Origin of the sequence: Algirhabdus cladophorae, assembly GCF_044772865.1 — a bacterium.
In the GTDB taxonomy this organism is placed as follows: Bacteria; Pseudomonadota; Alphaproteobacteria; order Rhodobacterales; family Rhodobacteraceae; genus Algirhabdus; species Algirhabdus cladophorae.
Map to the genome: position 1 here is coordinate 873,144 of NZ_CP173029.1, position 23,412 is coordinate 896,555.

23 protein-coding genes are annotated in these 23,412 nt (G+C 56.2%); 7 read left to right on the forward strand and 16 right to left on the reverse strand.

Going from position 1 to position 23,412, the window contains the following annotated elements:
- Positions 1-26: 26 nt before the first annotated feature.
- The gene (locus ACIRQ6_RS04250; RefSeq protein ID WP_420862896.1) at positions 27-755 is read left to right on the forward strand and encodes a VPLPA-CTERM sorting domain-containing protein; all 729 of its coding nucleotides are present in this window, start codon (positions 27-29) and stop codon (positions 753-755) included.
- Between the two features lie 67 nt (positions 756-822).
- Here the strand turns inward: ACIRQ6_RS04250 and ACIRQ6_RS04255 are convergent, their stop codons facing one another.
- Together ACIRQ6_RS04255 and ACIRQ6_RS04260 are read right to left on the reverse strand one after the other, a co-directional pair.
- Positions 823-2,346 (reverse strand): calcium-binding protein, encoded by a 1,524-nt coding sequence (locus ACIRQ6_RS04255; protein WP_420862897.1) that lies wholly within the window; start codon positions 2,344-2,346, stop codon positions 823-825.
- A gap of 152 nt (positions 2,347-2,498) precedes the next feature.
- Complete coding sequence (locus tag ACIRQ6_RS04260; protein ID WP_420862898.1) at positions 2,499-4,079, reverse strand: calcium-binding protein; 1,581 nt, start codon at positions 4,077-4,079, stop codon at positions 2,499-2,501.
- A 307-nt stretch (positions 4,080-4,386) separates the two neighbouring features.
- On the opposite strand from ACIRQ6_RS04260, the gene ACIRQ6_RS04265 reads away from it, so the two are divergent.
- The 6 genes from ACIRQ6_RS04265 to ACIRQ6_RS04290 are packed head-to-tail and all read left to right on the forward strand — an operon-like array spanning position 4,387 to position 11,251.
- Positions 4,387-5,550: an acyl-CoA dehydrogenase family protein gene (locus ACIRQ6_RS04265; RefSeq protein WP_420862899.1), complete on the forward strand. Its 1,164-nt coding sequence runs from the start codon at positions 4,387-4,389 to the stop codon at positions 5,548-5,550.
- Positions 5,547-6,032: a hypothetical protein gene (locus tag ACIRQ6_RS04270; protein ID WP_420862900.1), complete on the forward strand. Its 486-nt coding sequence runs from the start codon at positions 5,547-5,549 to the stop codon at positions 6,030-6,032. Before ACIRQ6_RS04265 ends, ACIRQ6_RS04270 begins: the two co-directional genes overlap by 4 nt.
- Positions 6,033-7,592, forward strand: a complete 1,560-nt coding sequence (locus tag ACIRQ6_RS04275; protein ID WP_420862901.1) for a carboxyl transferase domain-containing protein — start codon at positions 6,033-6,035, stop codon at positions 7,590-7,592.
- 58 nt (positions 7,593-7,650) lie between these two features.
- On the forward strand, positions 7,651-9,630 hold the full coding sequence (locus ACIRQ6_RS04280; RefSeq protein WP_420862902.1) for a biotin carboxylase N-terminal domain-containing protein: 1,980 nt from the start codon (positions 7,651-7,653) through the stop codon (positions 9,628-9,630).
- Positions 9,623-10,462, forward strand: a complete 840-nt coding sequence (locus tag ACIRQ6_RS04285) for a hydroxymethylglutaryl-CoA lyase (RefSeq protein ID WP_420862903.1) — start codon at positions 9,623-9,625, stop codon at positions 10,460-10,462. The genes ACIRQ6_RS04280 and ACIRQ6_RS04285 overlap by 8 nt, the downstream gene beginning before the upstream one ends.
- A 3-nt stretch (positions 10,463-10,465) precedes the next feature.
- On the forward strand, positions 10,466-11,251 hold the full coding sequence (locus tag ACIRQ6_RS04290; RefSeq protein WP_420862904.1) for an enoyl-CoA hydratase-related protein: 786 nt from the start codon (positions 10,466-10,468) through the stop codon (positions 11,249-11,251).
- A 43-nt stretch (positions 11,252-11,294) separates the two neighbouring features.
- Here ACIRQ6_RS04290 and ACIRQ6_RS04295 read toward each other — a convergent pair whose 3' ends face one another.
- The 14 genes from ACIRQ6_RS04295 to pobA form a co-directional block, all read right to left on the reverse strand.
- A complete protein-coding gene (locus tag ACIRQ6_RS04295; protein ID WP_420862905.1) occupies positions 11,295-11,573 on the reverse strand; it encodes a hypothetical protein in 279 nt (92 codons plus the stop codon).
- A 37-nt stretch (positions 11,574-11,610) separates the two neighbouring features.
- Complete coding sequence (locus ACIRQ6_RS04300) at positions 11,611-12,288, reverse strand: PspA/IM30 family protein (protein WP_420862906.1); 678 nt, start codon at positions 12,286-12,288, stop codon at positions 11,611-11,613.
- Between the two features lie 145 nt (positions 12,289-12,433).
- On the reverse strand, positions 12,434-13,030 hold the full coding sequence (locus ACIRQ6_RS04305) for a TetR/AcrR family transcriptional regulator (protein WP_420862907.1): 597 nt from the start codon (positions 13,028-13,030) through the stop codon (positions 12,434-12,436).
- Positions 13,031-13,078: 48 nt separating this feature from the next.
- Positions 13,079-14,311 (reverse strand): mandelate racemase/muconate lactonizing enzyme family protein, encoded by a 1,233-nt coding sequence (locus ACIRQ6_RS04310; RefSeq protein ID WP_420862908.1) that lies wholly within the window; start codon positions 14,309-14,311, stop codon positions 13,079-13,081.
- Between the two features lie 58 nt (positions 14,312-14,369).
- Positions 14,370-15,464: a zinc-binding dehydrogenase gene (locus ACIRQ6_RS04315; protein ID WP_420862909.1), complete on the reverse strand. Its 1,095-nt coding sequence runs from the start codon at positions 15,462-15,464 to the stop codon at positions 14,370-14,372.
- 84 nt (positions 15,465-15,548) lie between these two features.
- Positions 15,549-16,760: a TCR/Tet family MFS transporter gene (locus tag ACIRQ6_RS04320; protein ID WP_420862910.1), complete on the reverse strand. Its 1,212-nt coding sequence runs from the start codon at positions 16,758-16,760 to the stop codon at positions 15,549-15,551.
- A gap of 81 nt (positions 16,761-16,841) precedes the next feature.
- A complete protein-coding gene (locus ACIRQ6_RS04325; protein ID WP_420862911.1) occupies positions 16,842-18,179 on the reverse strand; it encodes a class-II fumarase/aspartase family protein in 1,338 nt (445 codons plus the stop codon).
- The gene (locus ACIRQ6_RS04330) at positions 18,179-19,006 is read right to left on the reverse strand and encodes a 3-keto-5-aminohexanoate cleavage protein (RefSeq protein WP_420862912.1); all 828 of its coding nucleotides are present in this window, start codon (positions 19,004-19,006) and stop codon (positions 18,179-18,181) included. The genes ACIRQ6_RS04325 and ACIRQ6_RS04330 overlap by 1 nt, the downstream gene beginning before the upstream one ends.
- Positions 19,003-19,716 (reverse strand): alpha/beta fold hydrolase, encoded by a 714-nt coding sequence (locus ACIRQ6_RS04335; protein WP_420862913.1) that lies wholly within the window; start codon positions 19,714-19,716, stop codon positions 19,003-19,005. Before ACIRQ6_RS04335 ends, ACIRQ6_RS04330 begins: the two co-directional genes overlap by 4 nt.
- A complete protein-coding gene (gene pcaG, locus ACIRQ6_RS04340) occupies positions 19,716-20,318 on the reverse strand; it encodes a protocatechuate 3,4-dioxygenase subunit alpha (RefSeq protein WP_420862914.1) in 603 nt (200 codons plus the stop codon). The genes ACIRQ6_RS04335 and pcaG overlap by 1 nt, the downstream gene beginning before the upstream one ends.
- Positions 20,315-21,034 carry a protocatechuate 3,4-dioxygenase subunit beta gene (gene pcaH / locus ACIRQ6_RS04345; RefSeq protein ID WP_420862915.1) on the reverse strand — a complete coding sequence of 240 codons (720 nt, stop codon included), beginning with the start codon at positions 21,032-21,034 and terminating at the stop codon, positions 20,315-20,317. Before pcaH ends, pcaG begins: the two co-directional genes overlap by 4 nt.
- Positions 21,031-21,411 carry a 4-carboxymuconolactone decarboxylase gene (pcaC, locus tag ACIRQ6_RS04350; protein WP_420862916.1) on the reverse strand — a complete coding sequence of 127 codons (381 nt, stop codon included), beginning with the start codon at positions 21,409-21,411 and terminating at the stop codon, positions 21,031-21,033. Before pcaC ends, pcaH begins: the two co-directional genes overlap by 4 nt.
- Complete coding sequence (gene pcaD / locus ACIRQ6_RS04355; protein WP_420862917.1) at positions 21,404-22,192, reverse strand: 3-oxoadipate enol-lactonase; 789 nt, start codon at positions 22,190-22,192, stop codon at positions 21,404-21,406. The genes pcaC and pcaD overlap by 8 nt, the downstream gene beginning before the upstream one ends.
- Positions 22,192-23,349 carry a 4-hydroxybenzoate 3-monooxygenase gene (pobA, locus tag ACIRQ6_RS04360; protein ID WP_420862918.1) on the reverse strand — a complete coding sequence of 386 codons (1,158 nt, stop codon included), beginning with the start codon at positions 23,347-23,349 and terminating at the stop codon, positions 22,192-22,194. The genes pcaD and pobA overlap by 1 nt, the downstream gene beginning before the upstream one ends.
- Positions 23,350-23,412: the final 63 nt, after the last annotated feature.

Genomic DNA, 23,412 nt, shown 5'->3' on the forward strand with positions numbered 1-23,412 from the left:
AGATTTCTTAAGCCGGAGGTAAGGCTATGAAAACGAAAAACATTCTGATGGGAACTGCTGCTTTGATCCTGTCGTCCACCAGCGCATTTGCCGCGTCAATGAACGTAGAGGCGGTTAATTCCAACTTCGTCTTTGCAGATGCTGCAGGTCAGAACGCATGGTACAAAGCCACATCTTTTGATGTTGGCATGACCTCGGTCAATAATGTTGGCGCCGGTGTATTCCGGGTCAAAGGCACTGATGACAATGGCATTGTGTCGAACTTCTTGGCCTTTTGTTTGCAGCCGTTGGAGACTTTGACGCTGCCCAAAAGCCATATGATCGCAAATCCTTTCACGCAGACTGTCAGCGACAATCTGAATGCCTTGGCTGCGAATGCGTGGAGCTTGGTTACAGATGCCAAATCTGCTGCGGCGTTCCAAATGGCCGCTTGGGAAATCACCACAGAAACCGAAGCGACGTTTGATGTGGATGATGGATATTTTGCCATCACGGGCAATGGAAATGGATCGAACCAAGCCGAGGGCGTGGCCCAAGCATGGTTGGATAACGTGGCTGATGGCACATGGTTGCAAGGTCAGAACCCGTTCCGCATCCTGACCGCTAATGGCACGCAGGATTTGCTGACAAACGTGGTCGAGCAACCGGTACTGCCGCCGCCCAACACGACGCCTGTTCCGCTGCCGGCCTCTGGCCTGTTGTTGCTGGCTGGTTTGATGGGTGCCGGATACGCAGCGCGCCGTCGCAAGGCCTAAGGCCCTACGATCCCTTGAGAATTTAGCGCTGCCCAAGGCATCCTGGGCGGCGCTTTTTTTGTGCGGCCTATATGATCAGATCGAGGCCCGTCAGGTCAGAACGGCTGATATCCTCGATCAAAACTGTGCCGATGCCCCCAAGCACGGCCAGATCAAACAAAACGCCCCCGGCCACATCGGTTGCGGCGGTTTTCAGGGCTGCAACACTGCCTGCGTCATAGGCCGAGAAATCGAGCATATCGATGTTGTTCTCGAAATCTTGGACAATGTCGTTGCCCGCGTGACGGCCAAACACGAAAATATCCTCGCTTGCGCCGCCTGACAGGCTGTCGTCACCTTGATTGCCATTAAGGATGTCGCGCCCATTGCCACCAAAAAGGGCATCATCGCCGCGTCCGCCCAACAGGGTATCGCGGTTGCTGCCGCCACTTAGCACATCATTTCCTGATCCGCCGTTGAGCAGATCATTGCCGCTTTGACCGTCGAGCTGGTCATCATCGGCACCTCCGTAAAGGGCGTCGTCGCCCAGACCGCCCTCAAGATGATCGGCCCCGGCGCGGCCATAGAGCCTATCGTTATCTGCGTCGCCGTCCAAAGCATCGTCGCCTGCGCCACCGTCCAGCATATCCAATCCGGTGCCACCGCTGAGTGTGTCCCGGCCTTGGTTGCCATAGATCATGTCGTCGCTGATCCCACCCAATAGCATGTCATTGCCACCCCAACCTTTGAGGATGTCTGCGCCGTCCCCGCCATCAAAGCTGTCGTCCAGATTGCCGCCTTTGAGGGTGTCCTCGCCTGTGCCCCCGCTGACATGGCTTGCGGTGCCAATTCCCTTGCCAAGGTAGGTGTCGTCGTCACGACCCAGATCAACATCGCCGGTTATGCTGCCGGAATTAATGATGAAATCAGCTCGGCTGCTGCCGATATATGCGCCAGTTATTTCGCCGCTGTTGGTCAGTTGAACCTCGACAGCGCTTGCATCAATATCCCCAGCCAGCAAACCGGCATTCAAAATTGTACCGCCTGCGTCGGCCCCTACAAAACTGATGTTCCCAACCATTGTGCCATAGTTTTCAACCTGGCTCTCGGTGGTTCCCGAGGTAAACGCGAGGGCATTAGCAGCACTGCTAATCAGTCCTGTGTTGACCAAGTGTAGCGCGCCACTTCCATCTTTTTGGATTGCGTCGCGGGGAAAGCTTTGAAAGCCCGAGGTCATAATTGTGCCGCTGTTGATCAACAGCCCATCGCCGATCCTGACGCTGATAAGTCCAGAAATCGTGCCTGCATTGTTCAACAGGGCGTTACTATTCATGTAAACGCCGTAGTCCCTGACAGATCCAATCTGGCCTGTTTCGGTTACAGTGATCGAGGTAAGATCGCCCAACATCGCCACAGCTATTCGATTAGAGCTGGCCACGACTTCGCCCGCGATCGTGGCGATTTGTCCGGTAGATGTCGAGGCGCCGAAAATTGTAAAGCTACCCGTTGAAGCGACCAGTGTGTCTTGGGTCACATAGACATCGGCCCCGTTTGTGGTGCCTAAGTTAACGGCAATGCCGTCGGTAACTGTGTCAAAACGGACAAGTGTCATCGGAATGATCCTAACTAAGTTTGGTCAAAATAGGGTTCAAATTGGGTAGGATGTTACCCAAAATACCTCTGGTCCAATAGCCAAAACAAAACTGGGCCGTTTCGGCCGCTCCTGCGCCACACTCAACTGCGGCGCAGGACTTTGCAATTGTATCAGATGATCAGGTCTGTGGCGGTCAAATCGGCCCGTGACATGTCTTCTATCAACACATTGCCGATGCCACCAAGCAGCGCCAGATCAAAGATCACACCGCCGCTGACATCTGTGGCGGCTGTCTTGAGGCTGTTGATGCTGGAAGCGCCAAAGGCGGAAAAATCGAGGAAGTCTTTGTTATTTTCAAAGTCCTCAACGATGTCGTTACCCGCGTGACGGCCAAAGACAAACGTGTCGGCCCCAATGCCACCGTGCAACATGTCGTCCCCGTGATTGCCATTCAGCACATCGCGCCCGCTGCCGCCGCGCAGGGTGTCATCGCCGCTGCCGCCCATAAGGGTATCACGATCCCCACCGCCGTTGAGATCGTCGTTCCCGCGGCCTCCTGATAAGGTGTCGTCGCCGTCTTCCCCAAATATTTCATCATCGCCTGCATGGCCATAAACGGTGTCGTCCCCTTCGCCACCAAACAGTATGTCATTGTCACCGCCGCCAAAAAGGGTGTCGTCCCCCTCATCGCCATTCAGGGTATCGCTGTCCTGACCACCGACCAACACGTCATTTTCGCTACCGCCCGAGATATAGTCTTCCCCGCGACCACCCGAGATAACGTCGATATCGGCGCCGCCATAAAGCTCATCGTCGCCGTCATTGCCATAAATGTTATCGTTCCCAGAGCCGCCGATGATCTCATCATCGCCGCCACGACCTTTCAGGGTGTCGCTGTCATCGCCTCCGTCGAGTGTATCGTCGTGCGTTCCACCATATAAAGAGTCGTTGCCTTCTTCACCGTGCACTGTGCCATTGACGTATCCGTCACCAATTGCGCGGTACGTGTCAGCGTCATCACCGAGATAGATGTCAAATGCAATCGTGCCACTGTTTATAACAGTGTCATTGCCGTCTTGGGTCGAGACCAAGCCATCGATAATGCCGAGGTTTGTAATCATATCCCCGTATTCGCGTGTCGATATATTGCCAATCATGGAGCCGGTATTGATCAAGAATAGCGCAGAATAGACAGTGACTGTTCCGTATATAAAGCCAGTGTTGTCTATAGAGACCACGCCAGTTGCCGAGGACGAAGTGCGGATACTGCTTGAGTCTGCATAAATCGATCCGGTGTTTGTGATGGTGGTCGGGCCCGTTGTCCCGGCAATATAAATTGCGTCGCCACTTGACCCGTTCGAAGCTGAGGCAGAGATCAAACCGGAGTTTATTATCTCACCATCGTTGAAAATGATGCCAATGCGACCTGTGATCGTCCCGTGGTTCGAGACGTATGCATCATCTCCAACATTAATGGCACTGGTCGATAGCGACCCTCTGGGTGCCGCAATAGAGCCAGTGTCATGTATTTCGACAATGACATCTGTACCAGTGTGGTAGATCCCATTGTAGGAGCTTCCTACAAGTTCGCCAGCGATAGTGATCTTTTGCTTTAGGCCGGTTCCGTAGATGCCGTAGTTGTCCGTGCTTGCCAAAATTGTGTCTCTGGCAAGATAAACCCATGCCTCTTCCGTTGACCCCAAGTTATGACCAAAGCCTGAACTCACGTCGTCCGTAAAAATAATCGTCATTTATTATGTCCCTTTTTGTTAAGCCGCGCGACGGCATTGGGCTGCTTTTGCGGTCAAATTCATTTGTCTAAACGTACTGATTAAGATCTGCGGGCTCTTACCCTAATTAGGGTAAGTGCGAATGTTAATTGAGGAACTCATGCATATATTGGGGATTTAGGGCAGTCTGTTATTCCGTACCCTGCATGGTGCAACCCTAACGTGTTGGATGACGGCGCAGTTGTCTTAAATCACAAAGGTTTTGACAGGTGTGGTGGGTTGCTTTAGCGTTATTGAACAGTTGTTCATTAAATGCGGGCGAAGGCTGATGTTTACCCATTCCATGAGTTTTGATCTGGGCGAGGATACCAATGCGCTGCGCGACACTGTGCATCGTTGGGCGCAGGAACGGATCAAGCCTATCGCGGCACAAGTGGATGCCGATAACCTTTTCCCGTCGGATTTATGGGCAGAAATGGGCAGCTTGGGCCTTTTGGGGCTGACTGTGGATGAGGCTTACGGCGGCACTGGTATGTCTTATTTGGCCCATACCGTGGCGGTCGAGGAAGTGGCGCGGGCCTCGGCCTCGGTTTCCTTGTCATACGGGGCGCATTCGAACCTGTGTACCAATCAAATCAACCTCAATGGCACCGAGGCGCAGAAACAAAAGTTTCTGCCGGGGCTGTGTGACGGGACCCAAGTCGGCGCCTTGGCTATGTCTGAGGCAGGGGCGGGATCAGATGTGGTGTCGATGACGCTGAGTGCACAAAAGCGCAACGATCATTACCGCCTGAATGGCAACAAATATTGGATCACCAACGGACCGGATGCCTCGACCCTCGTGGTCTATGCCAAAACCGATAAAGACGCTGGATCCAAGGGGATCACCGCCTTTTTGATTGAACGCGAGATGACAGGTTTCAGCACCTCGGTGCACTTTGACAAGCTGGGGATGCGCGGGTCCAACACTGCTGAGTTGATTTTTGACGACGTGCAAGTGCCGTTTGAAAATGTCCTTGGCGAGGAAGGGCGCGGTGTGGCTGTGCTGATGTCCGGTCTGGATTACGAACGCGTCGTGCTGGCGGGTATTGGCCTTGGAATTATGGCCGCGTGTTTGGATGAGGTAATGCCATATCTGGCCAGCCGAAAACAGTTCGGCAAGCCCATCGGCAGCTTTCAACTGATGCAGGGTAAAATTGCGGATATGTACACGGCGATGAATTCGGCTCGCGCCTATGTTTATGAAGTGGCCAAGGCCTGCGATGCAGGCACTGTGACGCGCCAAGATGCAGCGGCGTGCTGCCTTTATGCCTCCGAAGAGGCGATGAAACAGGCGCACCAAGCGGTTCAGGCCATGGGAGGCGCTGGGTTTCTGGCCGATGCCCCTGTGGCGCGCTTGTTCCGTGACGCGAAATTGATGGAAATAGGGGCTGGAACTTCTGAAATTCGCCGTATGCTGGTCGGACGCGAATTGATGGGAGCAATGCAATGAAGCGAATGATTTTGGCAGCGGCATTGGCGTTTGCCATGCCGGCCCATGCGGCCCCGGGCCTGACAGAGCACCAAACGATGGTGGTTGGCTGTCTGGAGCAGATGGAAAATGGCACAACTTGGGGCCAGTGTGTGAACTTGATGTTCAGTCCCTGTGCCGCTGAGGCGGTTGGCAGCGATGGCCATGTGGCCTGTCTGACGACGCAACGCGACAGCTGGCGCGAAACCAAAGACGGGTTGCAGCGCGCCTTGATCCCCTTGCTGACAGTGGCGGGTGGCACCGAAATGGTGAATCTGATGGGGCAATGGACGGGCTATGTTGGCCAAAAATGTGCTGAGGTTGGGCGTCAAAACACCACTACGGGTGCTGAGGCTGCTGTGCTGGGCTGCGAGATCTCGGAACTGTCTGGGATCACGGTAGAATTTGCCGCCTGTCACGACCAAATCTCGACCGCGCCCTATTGCGTGCATGAGGACAAATAAGTGAGCCGCGCCGCCCACTTGGCTGCTTTGGCTGATGTGCAAATGGTTGCGCAGGCCGCAGCTTTGGGCGGCGGCGAGGGACCGCGCGCGCGCCACACGGGACGCGGCAAGATGTTGCCGCGGGATCGGGTGGCCCAACTGTTGGATGTTGGATCTCCGTTCTTGGAAATCGGGGCTGTTGCGGCCCATGGATTATATGACGGGGCTGCCCCTTGCGCCGGTGTGATCGCTGGGATCGGGCGCGTATCTGGCCAAGACGTTATGGTGATTTGCAACGATGCGACGGTCAAAGGCGGCACCTACTATCCGTTGACGGTGAAAAAGCATTTGCGCGCGCAGGAGATTGCCCAGCAAAACCATCTGCCCTGTATCTACTTAGTCGACAGTGGTGGAGCCAATTTGCCAAACCAAGATGAGGTGTTTCCCGACAGGGATCATTTTGGCCGGATTTTCTATAATCAGGCCAACATGTCCGCCATGGGTCTTGCGCAGATTGCGGTTGTGATGGGGTCCTGTACGGCGGGCGGGGCCTATGTTCCGGCCATGTCGGACGTGACGATTATTGTCCGCGACCAAGGCACGATTTTTCTGGCAGGCCCCCCTTTGGTCAAAGCGGCCACGGGCGAAGTGGTCAGTGCCGAGGATCTGGGCGGTGGCGATGTGCACACGCGACTGTCTGGCGTGGCAGATTATCTGGCCGAAGATGACGCCCATGCATTGGCCTTGGCGCGCAAGGCCGTGTCGGGGCTGAACCGCCGCAAGCCGGATCAGGTTGTGCGTGGAGCAGGAGATGCGCCGGTCCATGATCCCGAGACCTTGTTTGATGTGGTGCCTGCGGATTTGCGCACGCCCTATGATATCCGTGATGTGATCGCGCGGGTGGTCGATGGATCGGAATTCGACGAATTCAAAGCCCGCTACGGCACAACATTGGTCACTGGATTTGCCCATATCCACGGCATGCCTTGCGGGATTATTGCCAACAACGGAGTGCTTTTGGCCGAGGCCGCGTTGAAAGGCGCGCATTTTGTGGAGCTATGTTCGCAGCGCAAAATTCCTTTGGTGTTCTTGCAAAACATCACGGGCTTTATGGTTGGTCAAAAGGTTGAAAACGCAGGGATTGCGCGGGATGGGGCCAAACTGGTGACGGCTGTGGCCACGTCCAAAGTGCCCAAGGTCACGGTGATAGTTGGCGGCTCATTCGGGGCCGGTAATTACGGAATGTGCGGCCGGGCCTATAGTCCAAATTTCCTGTGGACCTGGCCCAATTCGCGGATTTCGGTCATGGGGGGCGCGCAGGCTGCGGGGGTTTTGGCCACGGTGCGGCGCGACGGGATTGAGCGTAAAGGCGGGACGTGGTCCGCAGAGGAAGAGGCGGCTTTTAAGGCCCCAACGCTGGAGATGTTTGAGGAACAATCGCACCCGCTTTATGCCTCGGCGCGGTTGTGGGACGACGGGATCATTGACCCGCGCCAGACCCGCGACGTGGTTGGCTTATCTTTGTCTGCCTGTCTGAACGCGCCCATTGAGGAGACCCGCTTTGGGGTCTTTCGGATGTGAGTGTGGGCATGTTGGGATTTGAGTATTTGAAGAAAAAAGAAACCTGGTGGGTTTCGTAATGTTCAGTCGTATTCTGATCGCCAATCGCGGGGAAATTGCCTGTCGGATCATCGCCACCTGCCAGCGGATGGGGATTGAAACGGTTGCGGTGTATTCGGATGCGGACCGTATGGCGTTGCATGTGGACATGGCGGATCATGCAGTGCATATCGGCCCCGCGGAGGCGGCGCAAAGTTATTTGCAGGGCGATCGCATCATTGCGGCGGCCCTTGCTACCCGGGCGCAGGCCATTCATCCGGGCTATGGCTTCTTGTCCGAGAACCCCGAATTCGCCGAGGCTGTCGGTGTGGCGGGTCTGGTTTTTATAGGCCCCACGCCAGCGGCTATACGGGCCATGGGTTTGAAAGACGCGGCAAAGGCGTTAATGGTGTCGGCCGGTGTTCCCGTGGTGCCTGGATATCACGGAAGCGATCAGGATCCGGATCTGTTGGCCGCAGAAGCGGATAAAATTGGCTATCCTGTTTTGATCAAGGCCCGCGCGGGCGGTGGCGGGAAGGGCATGAGGTTAGTCTCGCAACCCTCAGAATTTAAAACATCTTTTGAGTCTGCCTGTCGCGAAGGAAATGCCAGTTTTGGCGACCCCCATTGTTTGATCGAGAAATACGTCAACCATCCGCGCCATATCGAAGTACAGGTGTTTGGGGATACGCAAGGTAATGTGATCCACCTCAACGAGCGGGACTGTTCCCTGCAAAGACGTCATCAAAAAGTGATCGAAGAATCCCCGGCACCGGATATGCCACCTGTATTGCGACAAGCTATGGGCCAAGCGGCTGTAGAGGCCGCGAAAGCCATCGGATATTGCGGCGCGGGGACAGTTGAATTCATAGTCGATGGATCGGGCCCCCTGCACGAGGGCGGTTTCTGGTTCATGGAAATGAACACGCGTTTGCAGGTCGAGCATCCGGTCACCGAGGCCGTCACTGGCGTGGATTTGGTGGAATGGCAGCTGCGCGTTGCGGCTGGCGCGCCTTTGCCTTTGACCCAAGACGAGGTGCCTTTGCGCGGTCATGCGGTGGAGGCGCGGATCTATGCAGAAGACGTAGCAAAAGGGTTCTTGCCAGCAGCTGGACCTTTGAAGGCGATGGATGAACCTGCGGCCAGTCGATTTGAACAGGGAACACTGCGTATCGATACAGGCGTGCGGGCAGGGGACGAGATCAGCCCCCATTACGATCCGATGATCGGCAAATTGATTGCCCATGGTCCCGACAGAACGGCGGCCTTGGCCCAGCTTAGGGCTGGTCTGAGCGTCATGGGCTACGCGGGTGTGACGACCAATCGGGATTTCTTGATCCATCTGTTGGGGCTTGCGGATGTGCAAAGCGGCGCCGTGCAGACGGGATTGATTGCGCAAAATCCGCAATTGCAGGATAACGCCAAGCCAGAGCCTGCCCATTGGGCCGTGGCGGCGGCGGCGATTGCCCGACGACAGATCGGTCGCGATCCGTTTGATCGCCTCCATGGTTTTGCGCTGTGGGGGGGGATGGTGCAGTCTATTCCTGTCACTTGGCGCGATGAGACAAGCCATATGGACCTGCGGTTTGATGCGGCGGACATGTGGTTTGACGAAATAATGGTCAGTCCCGTCGCAGGTGGATTTCAAGTGACCGAATTTGGGCGCACGCGTCGCATCCGCGCGTATCGCTTTGGCCGGGATGTGACGCTGGTTGATGGCGCAAGAACGTTAGATTTTTCGCAGCCGGATCCTTTGGCTGTGGCGGCTGATGGCGTTGGGCAAATGGACCATGTTTTGGCCCCGATGACCGGGGTTATCCGACACTTGGCTGTGGTGCCGGGACAGCACGTGGCGCAGGGTGATACACTGATGATCCTTGAAGCGATGAAAATGGAACACAGGCTGGTTGCGCCGCGAAATGCGGTGGTAACCTCGGTTCTGGCCGTTGAGGATCAGCAAGTCGCAGACGCCAGCCTTTTGGTGACGTTTGAGGCCGAAATTGAGGCGGCGGATGTCTAGAGTCACGCTGGTTGAGGTAGGCCCGCGCGACGGGCTGCAAAACCAACCGCAGTTTGTAGCGACGCCAGACAAAATCAAGCTGATCGATGCCCTATCAGCAAGCGGGTTAACGCAGATTGAAGTGGCCAGTTTTGTCAGCCCCAAATGGGTGCCTCAAATGGCAGATGCAGCGGCAGTTTGTGCAGGCATAGCCCGCGATCCTGCGGTTAAGTACAGTGCGCTTACGCCGAACCTGCGTGGGTTTGAGGCGGCCAATGAGGCCGGTGTCGACAGTGTTGCGGTCTTTGCATCTGCCTCGGAAGGCTTTAGCCAAAAGAATATAAATTGTTCGATAAAGGAAAGTTTAGAGCGATTTTTTCCGATTTTTGACCACTCAAATGTTCCAATTCGGGGGTACGTATCTTGTGTCGTAGAGTGCCCCTATGATGGTCTTATTGCCCCTGATGCCGTGGCTGAAGTCACGATGCACCTGCTGGACATGGGCTGCTATGAGGTCTCGCTTGGCGATACCATCGGGCGCGCAACGCCGCAGCAGGTGGACCGGTTGCTGACGTGTATTTTGGCCCAGATCCCGGCCGGTAAATTGGCGGGGCATTTTCACGACACCCATGGGCAGGCATTGGACAATATTGATGTGGCTCTTGCAGCAGGCATTCGGGTCTTTGACGCAGCTGTTGGGGGGCTGGGCGGATGTCCGTTTGCGCCCGGCGCTGCAGGCAACGTCGCAACCGAAACAGTGCTCGCCCATTTGCAGGATTGTGGTTTTGATACGGGTGTTGATGCGGATGCTTTGGAGCAAGCAGCGGCCATTGCGCTGGAAGTGAAGGGATAAGAGATGGCCTTTGAAACACTCAATTTGGAAGTGGTCGAAGGCGTTGCATACTTGACGTTGAACCGCCCTGATGTGCGCAATGCCCTGTCTGGCCAGATGATTTCTGAGTTGCACCAAGCTGCAGATCGCTTGGAGGCAGATCGATCCTTGCGCTGTGTCGTTTTGGCGGGCGCCGGACCTATGTTTTGCGCAGGCGGTGATTTGAACTGGATGAAAGCCCAGATCAAGGCGGATCGGCCGACGCGGATCTTGCAAGGCCTGAGTTTGGCTAAGATGTTGCAAGCGTTGAATAGTTTGACGCTGCCCGTGATTGCCAAAATCCATGGCGGGGCGTTTGGCGGTGGTGTCGGATTGGCGTGTTGTTGCGATCATGTTTTCGCGTCTGATACGTCTAAATTTGGCTTAACAGAAACCAAGTTGGGCCTGATCCCGGCCACGATTGGCCCCTATGTGGCGGCGCGGCTGGGCGATGGGGCGGCGCGTCAGATTTTTATGTCCAGTCAGGTTTTTGACGCGGCTCGTGCGCAATCACTGGGGATTGTCAGCCAGACCGTTGCGCCAGATCAGTTGCACAGGACGGTGGCCAAGCAGGTTGCGGCCTATCAAAACGTGGCCCCAAATGCAGCCCGTGCGTCCAAAGCCTTGGTTCAATCGCTGGGACCACAAATTACCGAAGAAATGATCCGATCCACTGTCGAAAAATTGGCAGATACTTGGGAAGGGGAAGAGGCGCTGGCTGGGATCGATGCGTTCTTGTCAAAGGTGCCGCCGCCATGGGCAAAAGACTAACCCCCCACCAAAGATTTGATGGGGGGCAGTGCTTTAGGGGGCGTTAGACGTCGCTGACATAGTCACTGAGCAGCTTCTCGTTTTTAGCAGCTTCCAGACGTTCGATGCGGTCGTCGCTGAGGCGTTCGTCAAACCGGTATTTCACAAAGTTCACAAGACCGGTGCAGAGCATCAAAACCCCGATACCCCAGAAACCTTTGGTCGACAGCGGCACTTCTGTAGAGAGCCACAAAGACAATCCCAGCATGCCAAGGGCGATCAAGACGCCTGCAAGATTAAAGAGCATAATGAGTGTGTTGTCGGATTTTGTTACGTTTGTCATTTGAATATTTCCTTTGATTTAAGTTCGGATTGCGATGCTATTTTTTCGATTTAAGCCGTTCGAGAACGGCTGAGGCCGTCACGCGTGTGGCGTCGCCGTAGCCTGCGTCGGCCATGCGATCGGTCAGGTTTGAGGCGTCCAGATCACCGTTGATATCGTCGAGGATCTGCGCCTGCTCGAACGGATCATCCCGTTGTAGGACGCGCGCGATCATCTCTTGGGCCTCTTCAGCAGACGAATTGCTGTGAAGCGTTTGGCGCAGCTTGCTTTGCATCTTGGCCTCGGCGGTGACAGATTTTGCCTGTAACGCGCCTTGCTTGAGATCAATAATCCGTCGGTGACCTGCCTCAACCGAACTGCGCAGACGCATAACCTTGGCCTCTAGGCGGGACAGGGTTTCAGACCGAATGACGGCTTCGTTTTCCATGGTGGCCACGGCATTTGCGGCCTCCATCGCCATGGCGTCATTATTTGCATCCAAGGCCGCTTGGGCGCGGTTGGTCAGATCAATGATCCGCTTTTGCAGACCGTCATACTGGCGTTGTTCCGAGCGTTGACGCTGGATCAAAGCGGCCAGTGTGGTTTTGGCAGCGCGTAGGGCGGCCTCGGCTTCGCGGACCTTTTGGTCGATCAATTCAACTGCAAATGTATCGCGCAATTGATCATCAGCGCGGGCATTTGCGCCGATAACAAGTGTTCTTAATGTGCCAAACATGGCGTCCTCCTTAAAGTGTGAACATCGTTCATGAATTCAATATGACCAAAAATGAACGACGTTCAAGAAAATAAATGAACAATGTTCAGGAAATACCAAAATGACACGACGTCACAATGGGTTAGCTACTAAATAGGCGGGGGATTTAGGGGCGTGCCATGCCGCGTAGGACCATTTCGATCATGTTTTCCATGTCGCTACGGGGAATCGCCGAGATCCTTTGTTCCAACCCCAACAACACCATGCCATGTACCGAGGAAAACAGTGCGCGGGTCATAAGGTCGATATCGCGGTCGGGTTTGTCAGGATAGATTTGCCGCAAAGGCCCTGCGATATAGCCAAAGAGCCGCGCAAGTTCGGCCAGATACCATTTGGGGACATTCATCTGGGTCGACATTTCCAGATCAAACAGTGTCCGCCATGCCCGGGTGTTGTCCGCGGCAAATTCCAAATAGGCCGTACCCATGATGACCAGTTGATCAGCAGGGCTTGCGTTAGGACGTGCTTGAACGGCGCGGGCCACATCGCGGCCAAGACGCTGAAAGGTGCGCCCGTTGGTGGCCAGAACAATATCGTTGAGATCGCCAAACACAGTATAGATCGCACCTACCGAGCAGCCCGCCTCAGTCGCCAGAGTGCGCGCCTTGAGCGCTGGCAGGCCGCCCTTGATGATTGTGGCCTCGGCCAGATCAAGCAGTTTGATGCGCAGGTCTTCGCGGCGTTTGTCGGTTTTGCGGGCCATGATGGTATCCTTGAACGCTGTTCAAGTTGTTTAGGCCATGACATGGCTTTAGTCCATCTTGATGGGGGAGCCGCCGGCAAAATTGTTGCCTTGCTGATAATCACAAGGTGCGTCTTGCATGTTCAAATGCAGGCCCTCACCGGTAAAGGGATGGGCGCGGGCGAGGTCCTCGTCCAGGGTTATGCCTAAGCCGGAGGTTTGGCTCAGACGCACATGGCCGTCGTCTACTTTAATTGCGCCTTTGATCAGATCGTTGTGGAACGGGGTCTCTATGGTTTCGGCCATTAGGATGTTTGGAATGGATGTGGCCAGATGCAGGTTTGCCGCCCATTCCACGGGGCCTGCGTAAAGATGTGGGGCAAGTTGAGCGTTATAAACCTCGGCCATGGCCGCGATTTTCTTGGTCTCCCAGAGGCCACCCGAGCGCCCCAGCGCCGGTTGCAGGATCCCAGCAGCCCCGGCGCGCAGGATTGGCGCAAATTCGGCCTTGGTGGTCAGGCGTTCGCCCGTGGCCACGGTCATAGAGGTGGCCGCTTGGACTTGGGCCATTGCGCCGACATTGTCCGGGGGAACCGGTTCCTCGAACCACAGTGGCATATAAGGTTCAATGGCTTGGGCCAGACGGATCGCCCCGCCGGTGCTGAATTGCCCATGGGTGCCAAAGAGCAGATCGGCACGGTCGCCCACGGCTTCGCGGATCGCTTTGCAAAAGGCCACGGATTGGCTGATGTCGCGCATGGCAGGCTGATGCCCGCCGCGCATTGTGTAGGGGCCGGCTGGGTCGAATTTAATGGCTGTATAGCCGCGATCAACGGCATCAATGGCCGATTCTGCGGCCATATCCGGCGAGGACCAAAAAGCAGTTAGATCATGGTGCGGCAGGGGGTAGAGGTAGGTATAGCAGCGCACGGCTTCGTTCATCCGCCCGCCGATTAAGGCATAGACAGGCCTGTCGCGGTCCTTGCCAAGGATGTCCCAGCAGGCCATTTCCAGCCCCGAGAACGCCCCGATCACCGTCAGGTCAGGCCGTTGGGTAAAGCCCGAGGAATAGACGCGGCGGAACATCAATTCGATGTCTTCAGGGTTTTGGCCCATCATATGCCGCTCGAACACGTCGTTTATAACTGCTTCCATGGCTTTGGGGCCGATGGATGTTGCGTAGCATTCACCGATGCCTGTAATCCCAGTGTCCGTCGTGACTTTTACAAAGATCCAATATTGCCCGCCCCAGCCCGGTGCCGGAGGGGCGGTTGTGATAATCTCGAGGGATTGGAGCTGCATGGTCGGGCCTTTCGCGAGGAGGTGCGGTCAGGATGTGAGTATTTTGGGAAAAAAGAAACTAATCGTTGTGATCAAAAAGGATGACATTGCGCTTGGCTGATCCGGTTTTGGTGTCCTCGATAGCCTCATTGATTTGCTCCAATGTCCAGCGGCCCGAGATCAGTTCGTCCAGTTTCAAGCGCCCTTGGCGATAGAGGTCGACCATCCAAGGGATGTCGCGTTGGATCACCACGTCGCCCATTTTCGAGCCGATCATACCTTGGCCGTAGGCGGCAAAAGTGGCTGGATCGTAATCCACGGTTTGGCCCACATGGGGCATGCCGACCATGATCAGTTTGCCGCCTTTCCCAAGGTAATTGGGGGCAGCTGCGTAGGCAGGGGTGGCGCCTACGGTGACTAGGACTGCATCAGCACCCCGGCCCATAATCGCAATGGCATCATTCCACGGGCTGGCGCTGGTGCCCAGTACTGTGTCCGTCGCGCCAAAATTGCGGGCGATGTCCAGTTTTTCAGGCGTCATGTCTACGGCGACGATACGGCGGGCGCCTGCGATCCGCGCCCCTTGGATGGCATTGAGACCGACACCGCCTGCACCGATGACCACAACGTCCTGACCTGCTGTAATTTTCGCGGCATTGACCACAGCGCCGATGCCGGTGATCACCCCGCAGGCGATCAAACTGGCGGCGTCTTTAGGGATGTCGCTGGCTATCTTGACCACTTGACTGGCCTCAACCACGACTTTTTCAGCAAAAGCCCCGCAGGCCATAGCTTGGTGTAGTTTGCTGCCATCGACCATCGACAGCGGGCCCAGATCGCCATCAAAGGGCGTGTCACAAGCCACGGGTGTGCCCGAGGCGCAGGATGGGCAGGATCCGCAGGCACGGATCAACGTGACCACGACGCTATCGCCTAGGGAAAGGCCCTTGGCCTGTGGGCCTAGCTGGGTGATGCGTCCTGCAGCCTCGTGGCCGTAGACAGCGGGCAGGGATCCACCCCAACCGCCAGAGGCAAAAGAGATATCGGAATGGCAGATTGCGACGGCATCCAAAGTCACTTCAATCTCGGATCCGGCAGGGGCGCGCAGATCGACGTCTTCTATAGACAATGGGGCACCAAATTCATGGCAGACGGCGGCTTTTATTGTGGGCATTTGGCACCTATTGAAACTGTTGTTGACCATTGGTGTGCAGGCAAGGGCAGGGACGCTGTTCAAATTGCGACCTTTGCTGACGGTTTATGCGCTCTTCCCTCGGGTCACAAAGACAATCAAGCAGACCACCATCAACAGGGCCGACAAACCAAAGGCTGCGCCGGGCAAATAGAAATTTCCGGGTTGTGTGAAGATATAAAAGATTTGCGTCATCACGAGGGGTGACAGGATCATGGCTACGGATTTTGTTGAGGCTATGACGCCTTGCAACTCGCCTTGTTGGTTGTCGTCGGCTTTGCGCGAGAGCATGCCTTGCAAAGCAGGCGTAACAACAGCACCAAGGGCCGTGATCGGTGTGAACAGCAAAACGGCCAGTCCATTGTCCAACATGGTCAGCACCAAGAACGCCAGAAAGTTAAAGCAAAACCCATAGGTGATCGTGCGGCGCATGCCAAATTTCGGGATGATCCAGCGGATCAAAAAACCTTGGACCAGCGCCATGGATATCCCAAAGGAGGCCAGTGAAATGCCCACCATGGCAGGTTCCCAACCGAGCCGCTCTTGGGTGAAGTAGGCCCATGTGGCGGGATAGACGATAAAGGCAAATTCATAGATCAGCACCAACAGCAAGAGCCTGCCAACGCCGCTGAGCTTTGACAGGGCTTTGAAGGATCCAAAAGGATTGGCGCGGCCCCATGTGAACGGTCGACGAATGCGGTCTGTGACGGTTTCAGGCAAGACAAAGTAGCCAAAGATCAGGTTCAAAGTCGCCAAACCGGCCGCGGCGTAAAACGGGGCGCGGTGTCCAAACTCGGCCAAAAGCCCGCCGATCATCGGGCCAAACACAAAGCCTGCCCCGAAGGCCGCCCCCACGAGGCCAAAGTTTTGCGCCTTTTTGTCAGGCGGCGAGATATCAGCGATGTATGCTGCAGCTGTGGCTTGGGTTGCGGCGGTGATGCCGCCGACAATGCGTGCAGCCAGCAGTAGCCACATGGTGCCCGCCACGGCCATAACCACATAGTCCACGGCCATTACCAAAAGTGAGATCAGCAAGATGGGTCTGCGTCCGTAGCGATCCGATAGAGACCCCAGAAAGGGGCCAAAAAGGAACTGCATTACAGCAAATACAGTGGCCAAAATCCCGCCCCACAAGGCCGCATCCGAGATACCGCCGCCGTCGATGTCGCGTATCAAATCCGGCATCACCGGCAAAATCAGCCCGATCCCCATGGCATCAAGGGTCAGCGTGGCGAGGATAAAGATAAAAGGCAGACGCGATTGCGGGGCTGTGGTCATAAAGGATCCTGAGAGGTAAAATGACCTCGGCTGGTGTAACGCCTAGCAAGCAAATCCTGCATCGAAAAGCCCAAAGACCGATTAGCTGTTCGAAAGTGACAGGGCGGCGGCGGCGAACCGTTTGGCGTCCAAGGCACTGTTGCCCCATGTTGAGTGCGGCTGAAAAGCGGTGGCCAGATCCAAATCCGGCCATGTGCTTGCGGCCAATTCGGCAAGCGGGATCGCCTCGGCTATGCTGCGTTGGCACAGGGTTTTGACGGCCTCTTGGGCCTCAGGACGACGCATGGATTTGGCCAAAAGGAAGGTCAGGGATTCTGCATAAATCAGGCCCAAACCATTCTCTAGATTAGCGCGCATTGCTTGCGGCATGGGCTGCAGACCTGTGATCAAATCGAGGGCCTGCTTGAGGGCTGTGCCCGTGCCAAGACACATTTGCGGCAGGCTCATCCATTCGGCCATCCATGCACTGCCATCGCGGGCTTGCCCATGCACGGCGCTGGATTGCATCACGTGGTTCAACCCGTTCACATGGGATGCGATCGCTTGTAACTGGGCAGGGACCACTGGGTTTTGTTTTTGCGGCATGGTCGAAGAACTGCCAGCGGTGCCCATGATCAGCTCACCGATACCAGATTGGGTCATGCGGTCGATGTCGCGCGCCAATTTGGCAAGGGCTGCAGTGGTTTGCGTCATCCAAGCCGCCAAGCTGGTCACGCCAAAGCGATTGCTGTGCCATGTTTGTTCTGGGTCGCTCAGGCCCAGTCCTTCGGCCAGATCACGGCGCACTTCCGGGCCTTTGGGGCCCATGGCAGACAATGTGCCTGCGGCCCCTGACAAAGAGACCTGCTGGACCTGTGCGCGTACGGCGGGCAGGGCCTCTAACGCTTGGATCAATGGCGCGCCCCATGTCGCGACAACAGCACCAAAGGTCGTGGGGGTCGCGTTTTGACCCCAAGTGCGCGCGGCCATGGGCAGCTCGGCGTGGGTGTTGGCCAATTGACCCAAAGCTGCAATCACCGACTGCAGACGGGTTTCGTAAATGCCCAAAACTTGGCGCAGGCGTAGGGCAAGGCCGGTGTCCACAATGTCCTGCGAGGTGGCCCCAAAATGTACAAATTGGGCGTGTTCCGGTGCTTCCATGGCTTTGCGGAACGCGGCAACCAGCGCAGGGATCATCACACCGGATTTTCCCGTCCCTTCGGCGAGGCCTGCAGGATCCAGCGGGATCTCCAATGAAGCGCGATGGATCGCGGCAGCCGAGATTTGCGGGATCACACCAAGTTTGCCTTGGGCCTTGGCCAAAGCCCCTTCGACCAATACCAAGGCGCGAATTTCGGCGCTGTCGGTGAACAAAGGCCCCACTTCCTTGTCGCCAAAAAGCTGGGCATAAAGCGCGCTGTCGTAGACCGAACCCGCCATCAGGCCGCTAGGCCCAGCAGATCACGGGCCTGTTGCCATGTGGCCACGGGACGCTCGTATTTTTCGCAAATTGCCACGGTTCTTTCCACGAGGGCAGCGTTGGAGGGTGCAAGGGTTTGTTTATCCAGACGGATGTTGTCCTCAAGCCCCGTGCGGGTGTGACCGCCTGCGGCAATCGCCCATTCATTCACTGTGGCTTGGGTCGCGCCGATGCCTGCCGCGCACCATTGGGCGTCTGGCGCTCGGCTGCGCATCGTCTCGACATAAAAGTCAAACACGGCCTTGTCTGCAGGCATCGCGTTTTTCACGCCCATCACAAACTGGATATAGGGTGGGGCCTTGAGGCGACCGTCTTTGGCCATGTTCAGGGCCTGCAAAATATGCGATAAATCAAAGGCTTCTACCTCGGGTTTGACGTCGTATTTGAGCATTTCTTCGGCCAGCCACGCGACCAGATCGGGGCTGTTTTCGTAGACCCGCGTGGGGAAGTTGTTCGAGCCAACCGACAGCGATGCCATATCTGGCCGCAGTGACAACATCCCACCGCGCTCACGCCCTGCGCCAGATCTGCCGCCAGTGGACAATTGCACGATCATGCCCGGGCAATGGCTGCGCAATCCTTCAAGCAAGGCGGCAAACCGTTCCGGATCTGCCGTTGGTGTTTCGTCATCGTTGCGCACGTGGCAATGGGCAATACTGGCGCCTGCCTCAAAGGCGGCGTGTGTGCTTTCGATCTGTTCCGTTACAGTTGTGGGCACGGCTGGATTGTCGGATTTTCGAGGAACCGATCCGGTGATGGCGACGCAGATGATACAAGGTTTTGTCATAGGGTTCCTGCAATTTGGCTAAGGATTTTGGTTAGACCGGCGGGGTCTGCATAAAAGGGCGAATGGCTGGTGGGCATGTCGAACACATGATCTTGGCGAAACGCTTGGGCCATGGTGGTTTGATATTCAGGCGGAATGGTTTGGTCATTGGAACAGCGGATGTAGAATTGCGCCAGATCTGCCGAAGCGGCGGTGACTGTCATGGCCGTTTCTTGCGGCAAAATAGGTTGCGGGCACAGCTGCGCAATCGCGCGTTCGGCGTCTTTGGCAGGGCAATCGTGGTAAAAGCGTTCAAAGGCTTTGTCTGGATCCACCACAAAACTCTGCCGATCGTCTGAAACAATCACTGCATCCAGCAAAGGTTGGCGCGGCGCGCGTCTGCGGTTGTCGGCCAGTGATACGCCCGAGTTAGGCGTGTAGGCGCATAAATACACCAAGGCTGTGATGTTTGCGTTGTCGAGTTCTGCAGCTTTGGTGATGGGATAGCCGCCCATGGAATGACCCACCAGAATAGTCGGGCCAGAGGTGGCGGCCAAAATGGCCTGTGCATAGCTGTTGAGGGTCACATCACTGACGGGCGTCTGATCCGCCCCATGTGACGGCAGATCAATCGCCGTGGCCGTATGGCCCTGATCGCGCAAGGCGGGCAGGACGTGCTCCCAACACCATGCGCCATGACACGAGCCGTGGATCAGCAGAAAATGCGCCATCAGATATCGAAAAACACGGTCTCTGCGTCCCCTTGCAGGTGAATGTCAAAGTGGTAGATGCCATCCCCTTTGGGCTGGGCCAAAAGCGTTTGAATGCGCCCCTGATGTTCGATCCGTGCCAGGACCGGGTCCTTGCTATTGTCCTCGTCGGCGAAATACATGCGGGTTTGCAGCCCGATATTGATTCCGCGTGCCACGATCCAAAAGCTGACAAAGGGCGCTTGCATGCGGCCATCGCGAAACGGCACAGGGCCGGGTTTGATCGTCTCAAACGAAAAGGCACCGGTGGCCATATCGCCGGGGCTGCGGCCAAAACCGGTAAAGTTAGGATCCGGCGTGCCACGCGTTTCTGCGGCGGAGGGAAACAGGCCTTGGGCATCGGGTTGCCAGATCTCGATCAGTGCATCCTTGAGGGCCTGCCCGTAGCCGTCGAACACGGTGCCTGTGATCGTGATCCGCTCGCCTTTGGTTTGGTCATTGACCATTTGCGTGCCCAGATCTGTATCATAAACTCCTGAAATATCGCAAAAATTCGGGGTGCACCCGATGTGGACGTAGGGACCTGCGGTTTGACTGGGCGTTTCTTTTAGGCGCATGGTCATAGGCCCTCCAACCGGTTTTCAAAGACGGTTTGACGCCGCCCACGTAGCACGATGTCGAATTTATAGGCGCGCGCATCCATAGGAACCGTGGCATCCATATCCAGTTGGGCCACAAGGCTGTCGATGGCTGCGGGGTCGGCGATTGTGCGCACGATGGGGCAGTATTTGATCATGGGATCCCCCTCGAAATAGAGCTGTGTGATCAGGCGCTGACCGAACCCGTGCCCAAAGAGGCTGAGGTGAATATGCGCAGGGCGCCAGTCGTTGGGGCCATTGGGCCAAGGGTAGGGGCCGGGTTGAATTGTGCGAAATTCATAGCGTCCCTGATCGTCCGTCACTGTGCGCCCGCAGCCGCCAAAATTGGGGTCAAGCGGAGCCAGATACCCTTCTTTGGCATGCCGATAGCGGCCGCCAGCATTGGCCTGCCATGCTTCGATCAAAGCGTTGGGAATGGGGTGGCCGTCTTGGTCGATCACCCGCCCATAGACGATGATACGCGGCCCGATCGCAGATGCGCCTTCGGCGGCAAAGTTGTGGATCATGTCGTGGTCAAGCGGGCCCAGAATGTCTTGGCCAAAGACCGGACTGGTTTCTTCAGCAACACCTGTCGGCATGGCCAGCAGCGCCTTTTGCGGCGAACGTAGGACAGATGTTTTGTAGTCGGGATAATAGGCGCGTGGATGCCAGTTTCGGTCGCGGGAATAATAGCTGCTCATGCTTGGGCCTCCATTTCCGCATAGGTTTCTTTGGCCAGTTTGATTGCATGATTTGCCTTGGGCACGCCTGCGTAAACGGCCACGTGTTGAAACGCCTCCATCACATCGGATTTGCTGGCACCAGTATTGGCTGTAGCGCGGATGTGCATGGGAATTTCCGCGAAATTCCCGGTGGCGGCCAACAGTGCCAGCGTCAGCATAGATCGCTCGCGCAGGGCGATGGCATCACTGGCCCAAACCGTGCCCCAAGCCCCTTCGGTGATCATGGTTTGAAAGCCTTGATCAAGGTCGGATTTTTGTGCCTCGGCGCGGTCAACATGGGCGTCTCCCAATACCTTGCGGCGGATTTTCATCCCTTCCCTGTATCGATCAGACATGGCCGGTGTCCTTTAGAAATTGCGTCAGTCGCGCGGCGTATTCCTGAGGTTTTTCTACACAGGGCAAGTGGCCGCAGCGCTGCATCAAATGGAACTCTGATCCGGGAATGACGTTCAACGTTTCGCGCATCAAATCTGGTGGGGTCGAGCCGTCTTCTGTTCCTGCAATGCCCAGAACCGGGCAGCGCAGAGTGCTGGTGCTGGAATAAAAATCCGTACCTGCGATGGCTTGGGAACAGCCGATATAGCCTTCTTCGGGGGTTTGTTCGAAAATCGCCCGCCAATGCGCCATCTCAGGTGAGGCAAGGAAGTCAGTGCCAAACCAGCGTTCCATAACGGTGTCTGTAAGGCTGGCGAGACCGTTTTGACGGATAGCGTCAATACGGGTTTGCCACATCTCCTTGGTCCCAATTTTGGCGGCAGTGTTCGACAAAACAACAGCACGGATCAGATCCAAGCGCTTAACCGCCAAACCTTGGGCGATCATCCCACCGATAGACAGACCCACAAATACCGCATCCTTAACGCCCAGGTGGTCCATGACCGCCTCGGCGTCGCTGACCAGCGCGCCCATAGTGTAAGGGGCAGGTGGCACCGAGGATTTGCCGTGCCCACGTTTGTCGAAGCGGATGATTTGCAAGCCGTCCGGCAACAGCGGCAGGACCGGATCCCATAGACGCATATCTGTGCCGAGGGAATTGGCAAAGACGACAGGCGCGCCGCTGCCTTCGACCTTACAATAAATGTCCACGCCACCGCGCGAGATTGTGTACTCTGTCATCAAAAGGGCCGTCCTACATAGTTTTCTGCAAAATTGGTTTGCGCCGAGCGCGAACCAGCCAGCAACGCCAGCTCGCTTTCCTGAATTTTCTGGTCGAACTCACTTTGGCCGGGAAAGCTGTGCATCGTGGTGGTAAACCACCAGCTGAACCGGATGGCCGACCACACGCGGGTCAACGCTTTTTCGGAATACCTGTCGAGGCCCGTATCATCGCCCGCATAGTGCTGGATCAACCCCTCAAAGAGGTAGTGCACATCGCTGACCGCCAAATTGAGGCCCTTTGCACCAGTCGGTGGCACAATATGGGCCGCATCGCCCACCAAAAAAAGTGCGCCCCACCGCATGGGTTCGGCCACAAAGGACCGCAGCGGTGCAATGGATTTTTCGATGCTGGGGCCTGTGATCAGGTTTTCTGCGGCCTCTTGCGGTAACCTGCGACGCAACTCATCCCAGAACGCGTCGTCGGTCCATTTATCCAGCGGATCGTCCACAGGGGATTGGATGTAGTAGCGGCTGAGCGCCTCGTTGCGCATCGAACACAAGGCAAACCCACGGCTGTGGTTGGCATAGATCAATTCTTGGCTCACTGGTGGCGTCTCAGACAGCACCCCAAGCCATCCAAACGGGTAGACACGTTCATATTCTGTCAGAACGTCCGAGGGGATCGCCCGACGCGAAACGCCATGGTAGCCGTCACAGCCGATGACGAAGTCACATTTGATGTGATGGACCGTGCCGTCCAATTGGTAGCTGACCACTGGTGCTTTGCTGTGTAGATCTGCCAGATCTACATTGGCGACGCCGTGGATCACTAAATCACCGCAGGCGTCATAAAGGTCTTTGGTCACTTCGGTTTGGCCATATACCGTGACGTTTTTGCTAATGAGATCGTCAAAATCTATGCGGAACTGTTGGTTTTTTGCGGCCAGCAAAGTGCCGCCATGCACATAGCCCTCGCGGTCAAGACGGCTCGCTACACCTGCTTTGCGCAGCATATCAACGGTGCCTTGTTCCAAGACGCCTGCGCGAATACGGGCCAACACATAGGCGCGGCTTTGGCGTTCAAGCACGACAACATCATGCCCAGCGGTTTTGAGCAATTGCGCCAGCAGCATTCCCGATGGTCCGCCGCCGATAATGCAGACTTGCGTTGGCATTGATGCCGTTCCTCCCTTACGACTCAGCTTAGCTTAAAGTAGTTAACAATGTCAACTATATGG

Coding starts and splice junctions, on each gene's coding strand:
- ACIRQ6_RS04265 (WP_420862899.1), top strand. CDS start 4,387: ATGTTTACCCATTCCATGAGTTTTGATCTGGGCGAGGATACCAATGCG.
- ACIRQ6_RS04310 (WP_420862908.1), bottom strand. CDS start 14,311: ATGCAGCTCCAATCCCTCGAGATTATCACAACCGCCCCTCCGGCACCG.
- pcaH (WP_420862915.1), bottom strand. CDS start 21,034: ATGAGCAGCTATTATTCCCGCGACCGAAACTGGCATCCACGCGCCTAT.
- ACIRQ6_RS04290 (WP_420862904.1), top strand. CDS start 10,466: ATGGCCTTTGAAACACTCAATTTGGAAGTGGTCGAAGGCGTTGCATAC.
- ACIRQ6_RS04335 (WP_420862913.1), bottom strand. CDS start 19,716: ATGGCGCATTTTCTGCTGATCCACGGCTCGTGTCATGGCGCATGGTGT.
- ACIRQ6_RS04285 (WP_420862903.1), top strand. CDS start 9,623: ATGTCTAGAGTCACGCTGGTTGAGGTAGGCCCGCGCGACGGGCTGCAA.
- ACIRQ6_RS04300 (WP_420862906.1), bottom strand. CDS start 12,288: ATGTTTGGCACATTAAGAACACTTGTTATCGGCGCAAATGCCCGCGCT.
- ACIRQ6_RS04325 (WP_420862911.1), bottom strand. CDS start 18,179: ATGGCGGGTTCGGTCTACGACAGCGCGCTTTATGCCCAGCTTTTTGGC.
- ACIRQ6_RS04295 (WP_420862905.1), bottom strand. CDS start 11,573: ATGACAAACGTAACAAAATCCGACAACACACTCATTATGCTCTTTAAT.
- ACIRQ6_RS04270 (WP_420862900.1), top strand. CDS start 5,547: ATGAAGCGAATGATTTTGGCAGCGGCATTGGCGTTTGCCATGCCGGCC.
- ACIRQ6_RS04330 (WP_420862912.1), bottom strand. CDS start 19,006: ATGACAAAACCTTGTATCATCTGCGTCGCCATCACCGGATCGGTTCCT.
- pcaC (WP_420862916.1), bottom strand. CDS start 21,411: ATGTCTGATCGATACAGGGAAGGGATGAAAATCCGCCGCAAGGTATTG.
- ACIRQ6_RS04250 (WP_420862896.1), top strand. CDS start 27: ATGAAAACGAAAAACATTCTGATGGGAACTGCTGCTTTGATCCTGTCG.
- ACIRQ6_RS04315 (WP_420862909.1), bottom strand. CDS start 15,464: ATGCCCACAATAAAAGCCGCCGTCTGCCATGAATTTGGTGCCCCATTG.
- ACIRQ6_RS04255 (WP_420862897.1), bottom strand. CDS start 2,346: ATGACACTTGTCCGTTTTGACACAGTTACCGACGGCATTGCCGTTAAC.
- pcaG (WP_420862914.1), bottom strand. CDS start 20,318: ATGACCATGCGCCTAAAAGAAACGCCCAGTCAAACCGCAGGTCCCTAC.
- ACIRQ6_RS04320 (WP_420862910.1), bottom strand. CDS start 16,760: ATGACCACAGCCCCGCAATCGCGTCTGCCTTTTATCTTTATCCTCGCC.
- ACIRQ6_RS04305 (WP_420862907.1), bottom strand. CDS start 13,030: ATGGCCCGCAAAACCGACAAACGCCGCGAAGACCTGCGCATCAAACTG.
- pobA (WP_420862918.1), bottom strand. CDS start 23,349: ATGCCAACGCAAGTCTGCATTATCGGCGGCGGACCATCGGGAATGCTG.
- pcaD (WP_420862917.1), bottom strand. CDS start 22,192: ATGACAGAGTACACAATCTCGCGCGGTGGCGTGGACATTTATTGTAAG.
- ACIRQ6_RS04260 (WP_420862898.1), bottom strand. CDS start 4,079: ATGACGATTATTTTTACGGACGACGTGAGTTCAGGCTTTGGTCATAAC.
- ACIRQ6_RS04280 (WP_420862902.1), top strand. CDS start 7,651: ATGTTCAGTCGTATTCTGATCGCCAATCGCGGGGAAATTGCCTGTCGG.